The following is a 17,272-nucleotide window of genomic DNA, read 5'->3' on the forward strand; positions in this document are numbered from 1 at the left end:
GCTGTGATGTCGAACGATGCATCGCAGCCATCGGTTGTCGCTGTCGCTTTCAGCGGCGGCAGGGATTCGACCGCGCTGCTGCACGCGACAGCCTGTGCTGCGTGTGAACACCCTGGCGCGCTGGTGCTGGCGCTGCATGTCCACCATGGTTTGAGTATGCAGGCGGATGCCTGGCTGGCGCATGCCGAGCAGGTCTGTTCGGATTGGGCTCGGCGGGGCCTGCCTGTGCGCCTGGTGAGCCAGCGCGTGCAGGTGGACCTGAGCAAAGGCGCCAGCGTCGAGGCCCAGGCGCGGCGAACCCGTTATCAGGCGCTGGCCGACATGGCCCGGGAGGCGGGGGCAAGCATGGTCTTGCTGGCCCACCATCGTCGCGATCAAGCTGAGACCTTTTTGTTGCAGGCGCTGCGTGGTGCGGGGCTCAATGGCCTGGCTGCCATGCCCCCTGAGCTGGCGCGTGAGGGCGTGCGCTGGGTGAGACCCTGGCTGGCGCATCCACGCGAGGCCATTGAAGCCTACGTGGCCCACCATGGCTTGAGCTGGGTCGATGACGACAGCAACACGCACACCCGCTTTGCGCGCAATCGCTTGCGCCTGGACGTGTGGCCGGCCTTGCTGGCGGCGTTTCCGCAGGCCGAAGCCAGTCTGGCTGCATCCGCGAGGCGTTTGCAGGATGTGTTGCCGGGCGCCGAATCCTGGCGCGACGAGTTGGTGGCATCGCTGTCAGTGCCTGGGTCGAACGATGGTGTCGAGCGCGCGAGTGCGCATCTGAATGCGGCGCAGTGGGCGGAGTTGTCCGGCGCGCTGCGGCGGGAGGCCTTGAGGCACTGGTACCGCATGTTGGCCGGCCAGAGCCTCGCGGCCACGTGGGTGGAGCGCCTGGCGCACGAGGTGCCGGGCTTGGTGTTCCAGCAAAAGTCCTTGCAGTGGCCGGAGATCGGGCTGGGGCTGTATCGGGGCGAGCTTGTTTTTTTGGGGTTGACCAAAGATGCGGGGGGCGCTCGGTCGCAGCCCATGCCGGGCGCCGTGTCGCTGAACATTGATGCCCCAGGCCTGTACCCGCTGGCGCCGTGGCCTGGGCATCTTCGTGTCTCGCCTGTTTTCAGCGGCGGTGTACACCTGGCCGCGCTGAAGGGCGCACAAGCCCGCCCCAGGGCCGGCGGCGAGCAGTTCCAGGCGGGGCCAGGTCGGCCGGCCCGGGCCCTGAAGAAGCAGTACCAGGCGCTGGGCGTGCCCCAGTGGTGCCGTGGCGGCCCCCTGATCTGGTCTGGTGCTGAACTGCTTTTTGTGCCCGGGCTGGGGGTCGACGCGCGTTGCGTGGCCCCCGAGGGCGAGCCTCAATGGGGCCTCGAATGGGTGCCGGCCCCGTGTTGAATGACGGGTTTTTGCAGCCTGACGAGCCGCTGAGGCTAAAATAGAGAGTTTGATCGCGCACGCTTCGTGAGTTTCTCTGGTGTGTTTCACGCGCGGTCTTTTCCAACAACATCTGACATGGCACTGATCGTTCACAAATACGGCGGCACGTCGATGGGCTCTACCGAGCGCATCCGCAACGTGGCCAAGCGCGTGGCCAAGTGGGTGCGGGCGGGTCATCAACTCGTGGTCGTTCCGTCGGCCATGAGCGGTGAAACCAACCGTCTGCTGGGCCTGGCCAAAGAACTCTCCGCGAACCCCAGCGCTCGCGAGCTCGACATGATTGCCGCCACGGGCGAGCAGGTGTCGTCCGGCCTGTTGGCCATCGCGCTGCAGGCCGAGGGCCTGGAGTCGGTGAGCTACGCTGGCTGGCAGGTGCCGATCAAGACGGATTCGGCTTTCACCAAGGCGCGCATCGAAAGCATCGACGACGCCCGCGTGCGCGCCGATCTGGCTGCTGGCAAGGTGGTCGTGATCACGGGCTTCCAGGGCGTTGACCCTGAGGGCAATATCACCACCCTGGGCCGAGGCGGTTCTGACACCTCGGCTGTGGCCGTGGCGGCGGCGATGAAGGCTGACGAGTGCCTGATCTACACCGACGTGGACGGCGTGTACACGACCGACCCGCGCGTGGTGCCCGAGGCTCGTCGCCTGCAGGCCATCAGCTTCGAAGAGATGCTGGAAATGGCCTCGCTGGGCTCCAAGGTGCTGCAGATCCGCTCGGTGGAATTCGCCGGCAAATACCGTGTGCCCCTGCGCGTGCTGTCCAGCTTCACGCCCTGGGATATCGATCTGGCTGAAGAAGCCAAGTCGGGCACGCTCATCAGTTTTGAGGAAGACGAAAAAATGGAACAAGCCGTTGTTTCGGGCATCGCGTTCAACCGCGACGAAGCCAAGATCACCGTGGTCGGCGTGCCCGACACCCCCGGCATCGCCTACCAGATCCTGGGCAAGGTGGCCGAGGCCAATATCGACATCGATGTGATCATCCAGAACGTGTCGCATGACGGCAAGACGGACTTCTCGTTCACCGTCCACCGCAACGACTTCGCCAAGACCGTCGAGCTGCTCGAATCCAAGGTGCTGCCGACGTTGGGCGCCGCCAAGGTCGTGGGTGACCCCAAGATCTGCAAGGTGTCGATCGTGGGCATCGGCATGCGCAGCCACGCTGGTATCGCCTCGACGATGTTCAAGACCCTGTCTGACGAGAACATCAACATCCAGATGATCACCACCAGCGAAATCAAGACTTCCGTCGTGATCGACGAGAAGTACATGGAGCTGGCTGTGCGCGCATTGCACAAGGCATTTGGCCTGGAAGAAGCCAAGGCCTGATCTGCGTTGCGGATCAGCGTTGTTTTGAGCGCAACAAGCTGATGGCCCTCAATTCTGGGCTAGAATGCTAGCTGTGCTGGAGATGTGGCCGAGTGGTCGAAGGTACTCCCCTGCTAAGGGAGCATACGCCAAAAGCGTATCGAGGGTTCGAATCCCTCCATCTCCGCCAGAACAAGAAGCCCCCAAGTGAGTGATCGCTTGGGGGTTTTTCTTTTCTGTCGCACGTTTCGAGCTGGCGGCCTGGCCCGTTCAGGCTTCCGCTGTGAAGCGGTCGTACAACTCGTCAGCCCAGTTGTCGACATCATCTTGTGATACGGACAAGGTCTTCAGCGAACGCGCGCCACCCTTGACCCACTCGGCGTGGGCATTGAGGCCCTGAAATCGCTGGATGATGTGCTCGACCACCAGGCACAGGGCGATCAGTTCATGGACCTGGCTTGGCTGGCTCTCTTCCAGGTAGTCATAGTCGTGGTGCAGTTTCACGGCGTTCGCCACGTCGGGCGTCAGCCCCCAGGAGCGGGCCAGCAGCGCGCCGATGACGGTGTGGTCGGTGCCGTGGCGATCCTGCTCGATGTAGGTGAGCGGGTGTTCGCTGCGATTGGCCTGTTCCAGCGTGTCGATGTAGGAGGGCTGCGCAAAACGCTGGGCGAGCAAGGGGATGCCCACATCGGCGAACAGGCCCATGGTCTGCGCAGTGTCAGGCTCCAGCCCCACCCGGCGCGCCAGCAGGCCCATGGCCTGGCTGCGTTTGGATGAGACATCCCAGAAGCGATAAAGCGCGGGCCCGTTGGTGGGCAGCACCTTGCGCAATGCGATCTCGGTGAGGATGTGCTCGCAGCGCTTGAACCCGAGGATGCTGAAGGCCTCGGGCACCGTCGAGATGCGGCGGCTGAGCCCCAGCCAGGGCGAGTTGACCAGCTTGAGCAGCGCAGCGGACATGGCCACGTCCGAGTTGACGATGTGCACCAGCCGGTCGATGCGGGGTTCATCCCGCTCCAGCTCCTGCTGAAGGTCGACCAGGGAGCTGGGTCGAGGTGGGATGTTGATGTCTTTGAGCAGAACCTGGAGGTCCAGTTCGGCTCGACATGTTGAGCCCGTGGGGGCTTCTGTCGTGATTGGCATACGTACTCCCGTTTGTATGCCTTCATATCGCCTTGTTTGTTACGTTCTGAATCCGAAAATGTGAGATTTGCCCTGAATTTTTGCTGAAACCAGAAGAGGGCTGGGGGCCGCTTCAGTCCGCTACACTCAAGGCCTCGTTGCAACGCCTCTGATCCGTCAGGGGCGTTTGCACTGGTGGGTTTGTAGAAGGTCGAACGTGTTCAAGAATCTGACGGTGTATCGAATCGGGCCGGACTGGTCGGCCGAGGCTGCCACGATAGAGGCGGCGCTGGACAAAGAGCGTTTTGTGGCCTGTGGCGCCACGCAGCAGAAGTCTTCAGGCTGGGTTGAGCCGCGTGGCGAGGCGCATGCCCCGCTGGTCGAGGTCGTGGACGGCCACTTCCTGCTCAAGTTGATGACCGAGCAACGCGTGGTGCCGGGCTCGGTGGTGAAGCGCCGGGTGGAAGAGATCGCCGAGCAGATGGAGAAATCCACGGGCCGCAAGCCTGGCAAGAAGATCATGAAGGAGCTCAAGGAGCAGGCGCTGCTGGAGCTGCTGCCCATGGCCTTCACCAAGCAGTCGGTGACGCGGATCTGGATCGCCCCGAAGCAGCGCTTGTTGATGGTGGACAGCGGCAGCCAGTCCAAGGCCGAAGAGGTCGTGACCATGCTGATCAAGGCGCTGGACGGCCTGGCGCTGACCCTGGTGCAGACCGAGATGTCGCCAGCTGTGGCCATGACGCATTGGCTGGGCTCGGGCGAGCCGCCGTATCAGTTCACGATCGACCGCGAGTGCGAGCTCAAGTCCACCGATGAGATGAAGTCCATCGTGCGTTATGCCCGCCATGATCTCGATACGGACGAGGTCAAACAGCACATCGTCAGCGGCAAGGTGCCCACGCGTGTGGCCATGACCTGGCGCGACCGTGTGTCCTTCATCCTGAGCGAGTCCATGCAGCTCAAGAAGGTGGCCTTCCTGGACGTGGTGTTTGAGGGGCCGATGGCCGTGGCCGGCAAGATGGACAAGGGCGAGGCGTTCGACGCGGATGCGGCCATTGCCACCGGCGAGCTGATCGAGCTGATTCCGGATCTGCTGGAAGCGCTGGGCGGTGAGCAGGTCATGGGCCTGGGTTCGTCGGCGCCATCTCCTGATGCTCGGGCTGAGACGCCGGCGTCGCCAGCCAGGCCTGAATCTGTTGCGCCACCCAGGGCGCTGCATCCAGTGGCAGATCATGCCCCGCCGTGGGATGCCTGAGTAAAGGTACTTGCCAGCGCTGTGCCAGGGCGGCCGAGCAGCTGGGGTGGACAAGCTGGTCGCCTAAAGCGTTGAGGATCAGCATGGGGACAGGCGGCTTGGCCTGCGGTGCCCGGTAACGGGTGGCCGCCCACAACTGGCGCAGGCCGTTGGCCGTGCTGACCGGGTGCGCGGCCCGCAGCTGCAGCCAGTGTTTCAACGTGGCTTGCGGGTCTGCCGGGTGGCGCGTGGTCATGGCCATGATGGCGCGCTCCCAGTCCTCGGCACTGGCGCGTGTCAGCAGCAGTTTGAAGATGCGGGGGTAGTTGCGGGCCTGCAGCCGGTGCCAGAAGGGGCTGTAGGGGCGCAAGCTGGTGTTGATCAGCACGCAGCGTGTCAGTTCTTCAGGGTGAGCATGGGCCCATGCCACGGTCACCATGGCGCCCAGGGACATGGCCACCACGTTGTAGGGCGGTCGATGCCCTTGTCTGGCGAGCGAGGTCCGCAATGCCTCGACCATGTCTTCCACCCTTGTGGGGCTGGTTTGATCATGCAGCACGCCATTGCCGGGCAGATCCGGTGTCAGCAGTTGGCTGCCGGAGGGCAGGGCCGCCATCAAGGTGGGCACGAACGCGCCCCAATGGCCTTGTTCGCGTGTGAGGCCGCGCAACAGAATCCAGGTGCTCATCGGACGAGGCCTTTGTGTTTGCGGTGCGGCAGGTCGGGGTACCAGCGCGCCAGTGCCTGCCGGTGGTGCAGGTCACGCTCGTGCTCATCCGGTTGCCACCGCGTGTGGCTGGCCACGGCCCGCGTCATGAAATCCAGCAAGACCATGTGGCGCCGCAGCACGCGTTGTTGCCGATGGGCAATGAGTGGATTGAACATGCCGTGGCGACTGAAGAGCTGGCGTGGGTTCTTCTTGACCCATAGCCAGGAGCCCATCTCCAGCGTCAGCGGCAGGAAGACATGCTGCGGATGCCGCTCGCGTGCCAGCAGGTAAAGGTGATCCCACAGGTCGCCGTGGGTGAGGTAGTGCAGGCTCTGCGGTTCGAAGACGTAGCGGTGGTAGGCCTGCGCCTGGTCGAAGATGCGGTGTAGGGCATGCATCTCGGCGAGGTGTGTGATGGGCTTGCTGGTGTGGGCAAAAGGGAACCAGATGCGGTCTTGCAGGCCAAAGCCCGAGTGGCAGTCGATGGCGGCGCTGAAGGGGCTGGTCAGCAAGCTGCGCTCAACGGTCTGGCACAGTGCGTGACTTTCTTCCTGCATGGGCGCGTCTTTGGGGCCTCGGTACCAGGGCAGGGTGGCACTCAGGCGCTGGCCTCCGATGAGGAAGGGCGTTTCTTCCTTGGCGTCGACGGGCGCGTTGCGCATGAGGTCCACGCCCTGCGGGTTGGCGCGCGTGCCTTGCCAGAGGCCGCCGGGGTTGACCAGCGGCATGAAAACCAGGCGCACCTCGCCCAGCAGGGTGTGCAACAGGCTGTCCCATTTCAGGCGGTGCACCAGGCTGCCCAGATAGGCCAGCACGACTTCGGCACCGATGCGCTCCAGCCCATGAACGCCGCCAAAAAAACCGATGGCCGGCGCGGCTGGGTCCGTGCTGCCCATCGTGATCGACAGCACGTCAAATGCATGCGAGCCCATCTGGACCTTGCACATGACCTGGGCGTCCATGTGGCGGCCGCCCAATTCAATCAGGCGATGCAGTTCATCCAGTTCGGGCAGGGCGGTGGGGGGCACGCGGTGGGTGTGACGTCAGGCGACGTGCTGGGCAGTCAACAAAACCCAGCAAGCTAGCTTGTGCACATGTCAGGCGTGCGACAAGCGGCGTACCCCCTTGTCATGGGTGTGTCACGAGGGGCTCGTAAGGTGCGGTTCCATTCGGACTCGGGAGCACCTGCATGGCCCGTCATCACTTAGGTCGACAGTTTTTCAAGCTGGCCGTATTGAGCCTGGCTGCCCTGGGTGGGCTGCTTGAATGCGCCGCCCTGCTGCGCGCTCGTCTGGCCAGCCAGATCGCGCTGGTTCGCCAGGCCTGAGCGTTTGCTGCTTCAGATATCGAACTGCTCGCCCGCTTCGGCGCCTGCCGCCATCTCGACCACCTTGCGGGTCAGCGGCGGGGCGAAGGTTTCGATGAAGCTGTACACATAGTTGCGCAGGAAGGCCCCCTTGCGGAAGGCCAGGCGCGTCATGTTGACCGCGAACAGGTGGCCTGCCCCCAGGCCACGCAGGTTCAGGTCTCGGTCTTCGTCAAAGGCGATGGCCGCGACGATGCCCACCCCCATGCCCAGTTCCACATAGGTCTTGATCACATCGGCATCCATGGCCGTGAGCACGATGGATGGTTTGATGCCCTCGCGCTTGAAGGCGTCGTCGATGTGGGAGCGGCCGGTATAGCCCTCGTCGTAGGTGATCAGCGGGAACTGAGCCAGCCGCTGCAGCGTCAATGCCTCGCCGTGCAGCAGCGGGTGATTGGGCGGCACCACCACGGCGTGGGACCAGGTGTAGCAGGGCAGGGTGACCAGCTGGGGGTATTGCGTCAGCGATTCGGTTGCGATGCCAATGTCGGCCTCACCGTTGATCAGCATGCTGGCCACTTGCTGGGGCGAGCCCTGGTGCAGGCTGAGGGTGACCTGCGGGAACATCTCCCGAAAATCCTTGACGGCTGATGGCAGGGCATAACGCGCTTGCGAGTGCGTGGCTGCAATCGACAAGGGGCCGACACCATGCTCGGAAAAGTCCCTTGAGGACTGCCGCAGGTTGTCTGCGTCTGTCAGCAAGCGTTCGATGATGGGCAGGACCTGGGCGCCCGGTTCGGTCAGGCCGGTGAGACGCTTGCCTGCGCGCACAAACAGGTCGATGCCGAGCTCCTCTTCCAGTTCACGGATCTGGCGGCTGACGCCAGGTTGTGAGGTGTGCAGCGCATTGGCTACTTCCGTCAGGTTGAACCCACGGCGTACGGCCTCGCGGACGGAACGCAGTTGCTGGAAGTTCATAGGCGGTATCTGTAAATGCGAAGACTGCATTTTCTCTATGCTTATTTATGAGTAAAACATATATTTGCTTCTATGGATATGCGAAAAGCGCGCTAGATGCCGGTGCGGCCGAAGCTTGAGGGGTGCTTTGTAAACGGTTGATACAGCCCTGCGCCTGGCACGCCTGAGCTTGCCTGGTCGGCGTTTCGTCTGGAGGCGGCCGACGTTCTCGATCGGGGCGGTTTGTTCCACAGATTTCCGAGTTCCTCGCGAAATCCTTCACGCGTCGCGTTCATCGACCACTGGACAGCCGGCTGACGGTATGAGTTGCTGGGAACACGTGTCCCACTTGTTCGGAGTCCGTCATGCAGGCAAAAACAATTTGTTTCAGTTTCGTCGCTGGCTTGCTGCTGGCGGTGGCCAAGCCCGCCTTCCCTGGCGTGCCGGATGACATCAAGCGCGACTTTGCCCACGCCGTGTACGACGGCTCACCCGAGCTGGTGCACAACCGCAACCCTCAGCCCATGCTGCGTGCGGTCATCGTGCTGAACGTCAAGCTGGACGAGTCCGAGAACTGGCGCGCCGAGGTGCTGCGCACGAACGATGAGCAACCTGAGATGCTGGCGCGCGCCATCGAAACCGTGCGGCGTGCGCCCCATATCCCGCTCAGCGAAGCGGCCAAGGCGGAGCTGCGTCGCAACGGGCTGATCGAAGCCTGGTTGTTCGACAACGATGGCAGCTTTCAGGTCAAGACTTTGGCCAAGGCGCAGCGCAGCGGGCTTTGAGCGCGCTGGCTCGGTCAGAATAGCGGGATGACTGATGCCCGCTCCTCCCTGATCATCTTCAGCCCCTCCGGCATCGTGCCGACGGCTGCCCCTGTTCGCAAAGCCGCCAAGCGTCTGCAGGCCTTGGGTTTTGATGCCTCGGTGGACGAGTCCGCGCTGACCAAGCACCAACGTTTTGCGGGTGACGACGATGTGCGCCTCGCGGCGATTCACCGCGTGGCTAAGGCCGCACCCGATGTGATCCTGGCCACCCGCGGTGGATATGGCTTGAGCCGCTTGCTGGACCGAATCGACTGGAAGCTGCTGGCGCGCAGTGTGGAGCGCGGATCCGCCTGGGTGGGCTACAGCGATGTGACGGCCTTGCAGTTGGGCGCTTTGGCTCACAAAGCCGCAGGCCCGGCCAAGGTGGGCGAGGGCGTGAGCGCGGGCTTCTGGGCCGGCCCCATGGCCTGTGACGATTTCGGTCGCGCAGACAGCCTGGAGGGGGGGGATGACGTCACCCAGGATTGTTTTGTGGAAGCCATGACCGGCGAGCTGGAGGCCGTGGGCTTTCGCACTGAACATGGCGCCGATGGGCTGGAGGTCAGCGGGCGCTTGTGGGGCGGCAACCTGGCCATCGTTCAGGCCATGCTGGGCACGCCGCATTTCCCCAAGATCAAGGGCGGCGTATTGTTCCTGGAAGACGTCAACGAGCACCCCTATCGCATCGAGCGCGCCCTGCTGCAATTGCATCAGGCGGGTGTGCTGGCGCAGCAAAAAGCCATCGTGCTGGGGGCCTTCACCGAGTACCGGAAGTCGCCGCTGGACCGGGGTTACAACCTCAAGTCGGTCATCGCCTACCTGCACACGCAGGTCAAGACGCCCATCCTGACCGGGCTGCCTTTTGGTCATGTCCCCGTGAAGCTCAGCTTGCCCCTGGGGCGCCAGGTCAACCTGGTGGTGCAAGGGCGCGACGCTTTTGTGATGTGGTGATCCCCCTGGGCTGAAGCGCCTGCAAGCCAAGCCACAATAGGCTCATGCACATTTGGCTGGAAAGCATTCTCCGCGCATCCAACGGGCTGGCTGTTCTCGGGCGAGCCTGGCGAGCGCCGATGCGCCTGCTGCTGCTCGGCTTGCTGGCAGGCGCCTTGCAAGCTTGCAACAACAGCCCGTACCCTGAAGGCGCCGCCGACAGCAACACGCTGTACACGGCGTTCAACGAGCGCTCCCCGCGCTACCTGGACCCGACCTCGTCCTACAGCAGCAACGAAACGCCATACACCTACCAGATCTACGAGCCGCTGTACGCCTACCATTACCTCAAGCGCCCTTACACCTTGATCCCCAGGGCGGCCCAGGCGGTGGTGGCGCCCCACTACATCGGCAAGCAAGGGCAGGCCTTGCCGGACGATGCGCCCGCAGACCAGATCGCCGAGAGCGTGTATGAGGTCAAACTCAAACCCGGCATCCAGTTTGCGCCGCACCCGGCCTTTGCCAAGGATGCGCAAGGCCATTACCTGTATCACCACCTCACGCGCGAGCAGGTTGGCGGCAAGCGCAGCCCCTGGCAGTTTGAACATCAGGGCACGCGCGAGCTGGTGGCCGAAGACTATGTCTACGCCATCAAGCGCCACGCCACCACGCGCACGGCCGCGCCCGTGTTCGGTACTTTCTCGGAGTATGTGGTGGGCCTGGCCGATTACGGCAAGCTGATCCGCGCCGAAGACAAGAAGCTGCGTGCCGGCCTGCCGCCCTCTGCACGCGACAAACCTTTCCTCGACTTCCGCAAATGGCCGCTGGCAGGCGCGCAGGCCGTGGACAAGTACACCCTGCGCATCCGCATCATGGGCAAGTACCCGCAGTGGAAGTACTGGATGGCCATGACCTTCCTGGCGCCCGTGCCCTGGGAGGCCGATGCCTTCTACGCGCAGCCTGGCATGGCTGACAACGGCCTGTCGCTCAACACCTGGCCGGTGGGCACGGGGCCTTACATGATGTGGGACTACGTGCAGGACCGCCGCCACGTGCTCAAGCGCAATCCCAACTATCGGGGTGAGCCTTATCCCTGCGAAGGCACGGCCCAGGACAAGGCTGAAGGCCGCCTGGCCGATTGTGGCAAGCGCACCCCATTCATCGACACCATCGTCTTCAACATCGAAAAGGAAGCGGTACCCCAGGACACCAAGTTCCGCCAGGGTTATCTGGACATCCCCGAGTTCGACCAGATGAGCTACGGCACGGCCTACAAGATCCAGATGGAAGACTCGCCGGATTTCAACAAGGAGTTCACCGACAAGGGCATCGTGCTGGCGCGCAATGTGGACTTGTCCAGCAAGTACATGGGCTTCAACTGGCTGGACCCGGTCGTGGGGCAGGGCGACACGCCCGAGCAGCGCGTGCGCAACCGCAAGCTGCGCCAGGCCTTGTCGATCGCCATCGACTGGGACGAGTACAACCGCATCTTCCCCAAGGCGGCGGGTGAAGTGGCCCAGGGGCCGCTGCCAGGTGGGGTATTTGGCTCCCGCCACGGTACGCCTGAGGGGCTCAACCCCGTGACGCACAAGCTGGTCAATGGCCTGATCGTGCGCCGCCCCATCGAGGACGCCAAGAAGCTGCTGGCCGAGGCCGGCTACCCCGATGGCCGCGACGCCAAGACCGGCAAGCCGCTGGTGCTCAACTATGACTACGGCGCGCCCGCCACGCCAGAGGCCAAGGCCACGCTGGACTGGACGAGCAAGCAGTTCGCCAAGCTCGGCATCCAGCTGGAAATTCGCGCCACGGACTACAACCAGTTCCAGGACAAGGTACGCCGCGGCAAGCACCAGATCTTCAGCTGGGGCTGGTTGGCCGACTACCCGGATGCCGAGAACTTCCTCTTCCTGCTTTACGGCCCGGGCGCCAAGTCCGTGCACGATGGCGAGAACGCCGCCAACTACCAGAACCCCGAGTACGACAGGCTGTATGCCAAGCTGCGCTTCATGGACGACGGCCCGGCCAAGCAGGCCGTGATCGACCAGATGGTGCGCATCCTGCAAGAAGATGCGCCATGGTCATGGGGCTACTTCCCGTATGCCTCGGGGGCGTACCACCGCTGGGTGCACAACGGCAAGCCAAGCATCATGGTGCGCGACCAGGCCCAGTACTACCGCATCGACACCGCCGAGCGGGCACGCAGCCTGCGAGAATGGAACAAGCCGATCTACTGGCCGCTGGCCCTGCTGGTGCTGGTGCTGGCCGGCATGGGCTGGTGGGCTGTGCGCATGATCAGAGCCCGCGAAATGCAGACGGCGCAACCGCCTGATGCGAGCGGTTCCTTGAGCAAGGGGCGTTGATGCTGAACTATGTGCTGCGCCGACTGGCTTATGGCTTGCTGATCCTCATCGGCGTCAACCTCATCACCTTCGTGCTCTTCTTCACGGTCAACACGCCGGATGACATGGCGCGCCTGAACATTGGCGGCAAGCGTGTCACACCGGACCAGATCGAGAAGTGGAAGGTCGAGCGCGGCTATGACAAGCCCCTGCTGTTCAACGACAAGTTGAGTGGCGCCGACAAGCTGACCGAAACCGTGTTCTGGGATCGATCTGTGTCGCTGTTCAAGTTCGATTTCGGGCGGGCAGACAATGCCAGCGCCGGCGACATCGGCTACCAGATCCGCCAGCGCATGGGGGTGAGCCTGCAGCTGACGGTGCCCCTGTTCCTGCTGGGCCTGCTGGCCAGTGTGATCTTTGCCCTGTGGCTGGTGATGTTCCGCGGGACGCGCATCGATTTCTGGGGCGTGGTGGCCTGCGTGTTCATGATGTCGATCTCCAGCCTGATCTACATCATTGCCGGGCAGTTCCTGTTTTCACGCATGGCCAGGCTGGCGCCCATCTCGGGTTACGCCAATGGCCTGGATGCCTTGCGCTTTCTGGTACTGCCGATCGGCTTGATGCTGCTGGCCAGTCTGGCCGGGCAGGCCCGTTTCTACCGCACGCTCTTTCTGGAGGAGGCGGGCAAGGACTATGTGCGCACCGCGCGGGCCAAGGGCCTGGGCGAAGTGCGCGTGATGCGTGCACACGTGCTGCGCAACGCCATGCTGCCCATCATCACCAGCGCGGGTGGCCTGCTGCCGGGCCTGTTCATGGGCGGGCTGCTGACGGAGAGTTTCTTCGGCATCCCCGGCCTGGGCGCTTACACCATTGATGCCATTGCCAGTCAGGATTTCGCCATCGTGCGTTCGATGGTGTTTCTGGGGGCTGTGCTGTACATCCTCTCCAACATCCTGATCGATGTGGCCTATACCTGGGCTGATCCTCGGGTCCGGATGCAATAAGGCGGGAACGCACATGGGATTCAAGGCCGTCGTTTTGTGGACCGATGTGGTGCTGTGGCTCATGCTGATCGGGCTGGTGCAGTACGTTCGCGTGGTGCGTAGGGATGAGGCTCTGCGGGCGACCTGGCAGCGCGTGTTCGTGACGCCCGCCGGCATGGCCTCGGCCGTGGTGCTGGTCGTGATGCTGGCCGTGACCCTGGCCGACAGCCTGCATTTCAGGCTGGCCTTGCCCGCGGTCAATGGTGGAGCCCAGGCCTATGACACGCGCACCCTTTCTGTGCTGGATCTGGGCTTGCGCAAGCTCATCGACAGCCGCGAGAACAGCTATTCCAGGCCCTTGGCCACTTACGGCTTCACCAAGGAAACCGTGCCACCCAAGCTGGGTGAAAAGCCGGTGCTGGACGAGAACGGCCTGCCGGCCTTGCCCAAGCGGGTCTTCCCGCGCTTGAAGCATGGTGGCGCTGGCCTGCAGGATGCCGAAAGAGATTGGGCGCCCGATGTGGCGCAGCGCCTGCTGGCCGGAACGGCTGGTGGTGTGGCGGTGGCCTTGCTGCTGTTTGCCTTGTGGCGCAAGCGCATGGGCGAGGACAACCCCCTGGCCTGGCGCGCTGCCTGGATGACCGCCAGCTGCATGGCGCTGTTGTTGTCCTGGGGTGTTGCATTGAGTTGGGGGCAGGGCTACCACGTGCTGGGCACCGACCGCACGGGCAACGATGTGCTCTACAGCACCATCAAGAGCATCCGCACCGCCTTCGTGATTGGCAGCCTGGCGACCATCGCCACCATCCCGTTGGCATTGGCCTTCGGGATCGCGGCGGGTTACTTCAAAGGTTGGGTGGACGACGTGATCCAGTACATCTACACCGTGCTGTCCTCGGTGCCCAACATCCTGCTGATCGCGGCGTGCGTGCTGATGATGCAGGTGTTCATCGACAAGCACCCGGAGCTGTTCGAGACCGGCCTGGAGCGTGCCGATCTCAAGATCTTCCTGCTGTGCGTGATCCTGGGCGTGACAGGCTGGGCGGGGCTGTGCCGTCTGCTGCGCGCCGAAACCCTCAAACTGCGAGAGCTCGAATACGTGCAGGCGGCCACGGCCTTTGGGGCCACGCCATGGCGCATCATGCGCCGCCACATCCTGCCCAATGTCATGCACCTGGTGCTGATCACCACGGTCATCGAGTTCTCGGGGCTGATCCTGTACGAGGCGGTGTTGTCTTATGTCGGCATTGGCGTGGACCCGTCCATGAACAGTTTTGGCGGCATGATCAACCAGGCGCGTGGCGAGATGTCGCGTGACCCGGTCGTGTGGTGGTCCTTCGCCTCGGCCTTCGTGTTCATGGTGAGCATCGTGCTGGCTGCCAACCTGTTTGCCGACGCCGTGCGTGATGCCTTCGACCCGCGCGCCCGTGTCTATCGCCCCGTCAAACCCTCGGCCAAGGCCGTGACCGCCTGAGGACCAAGCCCCATGCTGCAACTGCAAGATCTGCAAGTGGTGCTGGAGGCCGATGCGGGCCTGGTGAAGGCGCTCGACGGCATCAGCCTGACGCTGCAACGTGGCGAGACCTTTGCCCTGGTGGGCGAGTCCGGCTGCGGCAAGAGCATGACGGCCCTGGCGATCATGCGCTTGTTGCCAGACAACGGCCGTATTGCGCGTGGCCGCGTGGCCTTGAGCAACCACGTGCCGGATGCCAAACCCACCGAGTTGTTGTCCCTTCCCGAGTCCAGCATGCGCAAGGTTCGCGGCGGGCGCGTGGGCATCATCTTCCAGGAGCCCGCCACCAGCCTGAACCCGGTCATGCGGGTGGGCGACCAGATCGTGGAGGCCATCGAAGCGCACACCAGTCTGCGCGGCGCATCCGCGCGTCGCAAGGCGGTCGAGTGGCTCAAGCGCGTCGGCATCCCGGAGCCTGAGCGCCGCGTTCACAGCTACCCCTTCGAGATGAGTGGAGGGCAGAAGCAGCGCGTGATGATCGCCATGACGCTGGCCGCCGAGCCCGATTTCCTGATCGCCGACGAGCCCACCACCGCGCTGGACGTCACCATCCAGAAGCAGGTGCTCGATTTGCTCAAGGCGCTGCAGAGCGAGCGCCAGTTGGGCCTGCTGCTGATCACCCATGATCTGGCCGTGGTGGCCGACATGGCGCACCGCGTGGCCCTGATGTACGCCGGGCAGATCATCGAAGAGGCACCCGCCCCCACCTTTTTCAAGCAACCCCGTCACCCGTATGCGCGCAGCCTGTTGCAAGCCTTGCCGGATGCCGCCTTGCGGGGGAAGCGGCTGGCGGCCATCAGCGGCACGGTGCCGCCCTTGTGGCAGGCATTCGTCGGCTGCCGGTTTGCGCCCCGCTGCGAGCGCGCCCAGGCGCAATGTCAGACACAAGCCCCGCATCTCGAGGCCAATGGCGGCAGCGTGGTTCGTTGCTGGTTCCCGATCGAGTCAGGCCAAGGGGCGACGGTCGTCCAGGCCAGCGAGCGTGAGCAGCCTTTCAGCCAGGCCGAATCGGTGGCCGAACAGCTGCTGGAAGTCAAAGGGCTGAACGTGCGTTTCACCTCAGGCGGCGGGCTGTTGCGGCCGCGCCATGTCGTGCAGGCCGTGTCAGACGTGTCTTTTGGTGTTCAGGCTGGCCGCACGCTGGCGCTGGTCGGCGAGTCCGGCTGCGGCAAGACCACGACGGGCCGTGCCATCGTGCAGCTGCTGCGCGGGCAGCCTCACATCGAGGTGTCTGGCGAGGCCTGGCTGACAACGGATCAGGGCCGCCAGAACCTGTTTGCCATGCAGCAGGCCGCGTTGCTCAGCGCGCGCCGCTCGGTGCAGATGGTGTTCCAGGACCCGTTCGCGTCCTTGAACCCACGCATGCGCGTGCAAGACATCCTGCAGGAGGGGTTGCTGATCCTGCGCCCTGACTGGTCGGCTGATCAACGCATGGCCCGTGTCCGCGAACTGGTTGAGCGTGTGGGCCTGCGTTCGGATGCGCTGCAACGCTTCCCGCATGAGTTCTCGGGTGGGCAGCGCCAGCGTCTGGCCATTGCGCGCGCGCTGGCGGTGGAGCCTCGGGTGCTGGTGTGTGATGAGCCCACCTCTGCGCTGGACGTGTCCGTTCAGGCGCAGATCCTCAATCTGTTGCGCGAACTGCAGCAGCAACTGGGGCTGGGCATGCTGTTCATCACCCACAACATGGGCGTGGTGGCTTATCTGGCTGACCACGTGGCGGTGATGCAGCAGGGCAAGGTGGTGGAGCAGGGCGAGGCGCAAGCGGTGCTTGAAGCACCGCAGCACGATTACACCAGGACGCTGCTGGCCGCCGTGCCTCGCCGCCCCGTCTGATCTGGTCAGTGCGCCCAGATCCAGATCTTGGTGCCCTGCATGTCGATGTTGTTGATGGCGAAGCTGCCAAACGACTGGTTGCTGTTGCCCATCGTGATGGACGCCACCGTGATGCTGGGTGTCAGGCGGCTGTCCAGGTGCGCGTTGGGGAAGGCGAACTGCACCACGTCGGATGAGCCGTCGTAAATGCCGGCGCCCGTGGGGTTGTCAACGGCGTCGTAAGGCAGCAGCTTCACCGACTCATGCACGGCGTTGCGGAAGCCGATGTACTTGGTCATCGACTGCAGGATGGATGTGGTGATTTCGCCCGAGTCCAGGATGTCCATGGTCATCACGAACATGCCTTTGATCCCGATGTTGTTGAACGAGACCGAACCGCCGGTGGCGTCGGTGTCCTTGTAGACAAAGGAACCGATGTTGATGTTGAGGTCGCCGGCGATGGAGACGCCATCCTGGCCGCTGATTTGCCTCAGATCCTGATCTTGAACGGGGCTCATGGCAGAGGCAGCCAGACCAAGGCCGGACAGAACGATGGCCACGGCGGAACGCTTGAACATTGTCATGTGATGTTTCCCGAAAGAGTGTGATACCTGAACCTGCATGGCTTGCAGGTGGACGTTGTCAGGTTCTGCGCACGGGAAACGGCCACAGCGGCCCTGGACAAGAGGCACAGCCGGATCACGTTTTGGTGAACCTGATCTGTGCATCCTGACGCACATGGTCGTGCTTGCCTAGGTGATAAGCGCTTGAAACAACAGTCTGTTTGAAATGGGCTACATGATTTTGGCGTGCTCAGGCAAAACAGGGCGCTTTGCA

At 63.5% G+C, this 17,272-nt stretch carries 14 protein-coding genes, 1 tRNA gene and 1 pseudogene; 11 read left to right on the plus strand and 5 right to left on the minus strand.

Annotated elements, in window-relative coordinates:
- Positions 1–6 precede the first annotated feature (6 nt).
- The 3 genes from tilS (at position 7) to JY96_RS20690 (ending at position 2,914) form a co-directional block, all read left to right on the plus strand.
- Complete coding sequence (gene tilS, locus JY96_RS20680) at positions 7–1,371, plus strand: tRNA lysidine(34) synthetase TilS (RefSeq protein ID WP_035043873.1); 1,365 nt, start codon at positions 7–9, stop codon at positions 1,369–1,371.
- A gap of 117 nt (positions 1,372–1,488) precedes the next feature.
- Positions 1,489–2,745, plus strand: coding sequence for an aspartate kinase (locus tag JY96_RS20685; protein WP_035040317.1), 1,257 nt, complete (start codon positions 1,489–1,491; stop codon positions 2,743–2,745).
- 78 nt (positions 2,746–2,823) lie between these two features.
- Positions 2,824–2,914: transfer RNA gene (locus JY96_RS20690), tRNA-Ser, on the plus strand.
- An 80-nt stretch (positions 2,915–2,994) separates the two neighbouring features.
- Here the strand turns inward: JY96_RS20690 and JY96_RS20695 are convergent.
- A complete protein-coding gene (locus JY96_RS20695; protein WP_052162822.1) occupies positions 2,995–3,867 on the minus strand; it encodes an HDOD domain-containing protein in 873 nt (290 codons plus the stop codon).
- Positions 3,868–4,063: 196 nt separating this feature from the next.
- Between JY96_RS20695 and JY96_RS20700 the strand changes: the two genes are divergently transcribed.
- Positions 4,064–5,101 (plus strand): recombination-associated protein RdgC, encoded by a 1,038-nt coding sequence (locus JY96_RS20700; protein ID WP_052162823.1) that lies wholly within the window; start codon positions 4,064–4,066, stop codon positions 5,099–5,101.
- Between the two features lie 22 nt (positions 5,102–5,123).
- Here JY96_RS20700 and JY96_RS22995 read toward each other — a convergent pair.
- Positions 5,124–5,768 (minus strand): annotated as a pseudogene (locus tag JY96_RS22995) (alpha/beta fold hydrolase); the annotation flags it as partial.
- Positions 5,765–6,817, minus strand: coding sequence for a M14 family zinc carboxypeptidase (locus JY96_RS20710; RefSeq protein ID WP_052162824.1), 1,053 nt, complete (start codon positions 6,815–6,817; stop codon positions 5,765–5,767). The gene JY96_RS20710 and the pseudogene JY96_RS22995, both read right to left, overlap by 4 nt.
- Before the next feature lie 161 nt (positions 6,818–6,978).
- On the opposite strand from JY96_RS20710, the gene JY96_RS23650 reads away from it, so the two are divergent.
- Positions 6,979–7,116, plus strand: coding sequence for a hypothetical protein (locus tag JY96_RS23650; protein ID WP_161784375.1), 138 nt, complete (start codon positions 6,979–6,981; stop codon positions 7,114–7,116).
- A gap of 12 nt (positions 7,117–7,128) precedes the next feature.
- Here the strand turns inward: JY96_RS23650 and JY96_RS20715 are convergent, their stop codons facing one another.
- The gene (locus tag JY96_RS20715; protein ID WP_035040341.1) at positions 7,129–8,073 is read right to left on the minus strand and encodes a CysB family HTH-type transcriptional regulator; all 945 of its coding nucleotides are present in this window, start codon (positions 8,071–8,073) and stop codon (positions 7,129–7,131) included.
- A 344-nt stretch (positions 8,074–8,417) separates the two neighbouring features.
- On the opposite strand from JY96_RS20715, the gene JY96_RS20720 reads away from it, so the two are divergent.
- The 6 genes from JY96_RS20720 to JY96_RS20745 all read left to right on the plus strand — a co-directional run bounded on the left by JY96_RS20720 (position 8,418) and on the right by JY96_RS20745 (position 16,456).
- Positions 8,418–8,837: a hypothetical protein gene (locus JY96_RS20720; RefSeq protein ID WP_152606599.1), complete on the plus strand. Its 420-nt coding sequence runs from the start codon at positions 8,418–8,420 to the stop codon at positions 8,835–8,837.
- Between the two features lie 27 nt (positions 8,838–8,864).
- Positions 8,865–9,809 carry an LD-carboxypeptidase gene (locus tag JY96_RS20725; protein WP_035040343.1) on the plus strand — a complete coding sequence of 315 codons (945 nt, stop codon included), beginning with the start codon at positions 8,865–8,867 and terminating at the stop codon, positions 9,807–9,809.
- A 119-nt stretch (positions 9,810–9,928) separates the two neighbouring features.
- Positions 9,929–12,148 (plus strand): ABC transporter substrate-binding protein, encoded by a 2,220-nt coding sequence (locus JY96_RS20730; protein ID WP_052162826.1) that lies wholly within the window; start codon positions 9,929–9,931, stop codon positions 12,146–12,148.
- Positions 12,148–13,131, plus strand: a complete 984-nt coding sequence (locus JY96_RS20735; protein WP_035040345.1) for an ABC transporter permease — start codon at positions 12,148–12,150, stop codon at positions 13,129–13,131. The genes JY96_RS20730 and JY96_RS20735 overlap by 1 nt, the downstream gene beginning before the upstream one ends.
- Before the next feature lie 13 nt (positions 13,132–13,144).
- A complete protein-coding gene (locus tag JY96_RS20740; RefSeq protein WP_035040347.1) occupies positions 13,145–14,584 on the plus strand; it encodes an ABC transporter permease in 1,440 nt (479 codons plus the stop codon).
- 12 nt (positions 14,585–14,596) lie between these two features.
- Positions 14,597–16,456, plus strand: coding sequence for an ABC transporter ATP-binding protein (locus tag JY96_RS20745; RefSeq protein ID WP_035040349.1), 1,860 nt, complete (start codon positions 14,597–14,599; stop codon positions 16,454–16,456).
- A 5-nt stretch (positions 16,457–16,461) separates the two neighbouring features.
- Here JY96_RS20745 and JY96_RS20750 read toward each other — a convergent pair whose 3' ends face one another.
- Positions 16,462–17,019, minus strand: coding sequence for a DUF6160 family protein (locus tag JY96_RS20750; RefSeq protein ID WP_035040351.1), 558 nt, complete (start codon positions 17,017–17,019; stop codon positions 16,462–16,464).
- Between the last annotated feature and the right edge of the window lie 253 nt (positions 17,020–17,272).

It is taken from the genome of Aquabacterium sp. NJ1, from assembly GCF_000768065.1.
Taxonomy (GTDB): Bacteria; Pseudomonadota; Gammaproteobacteria; order Burkholderiales; family Burkholderiaceae_C; genus Aquabacterium.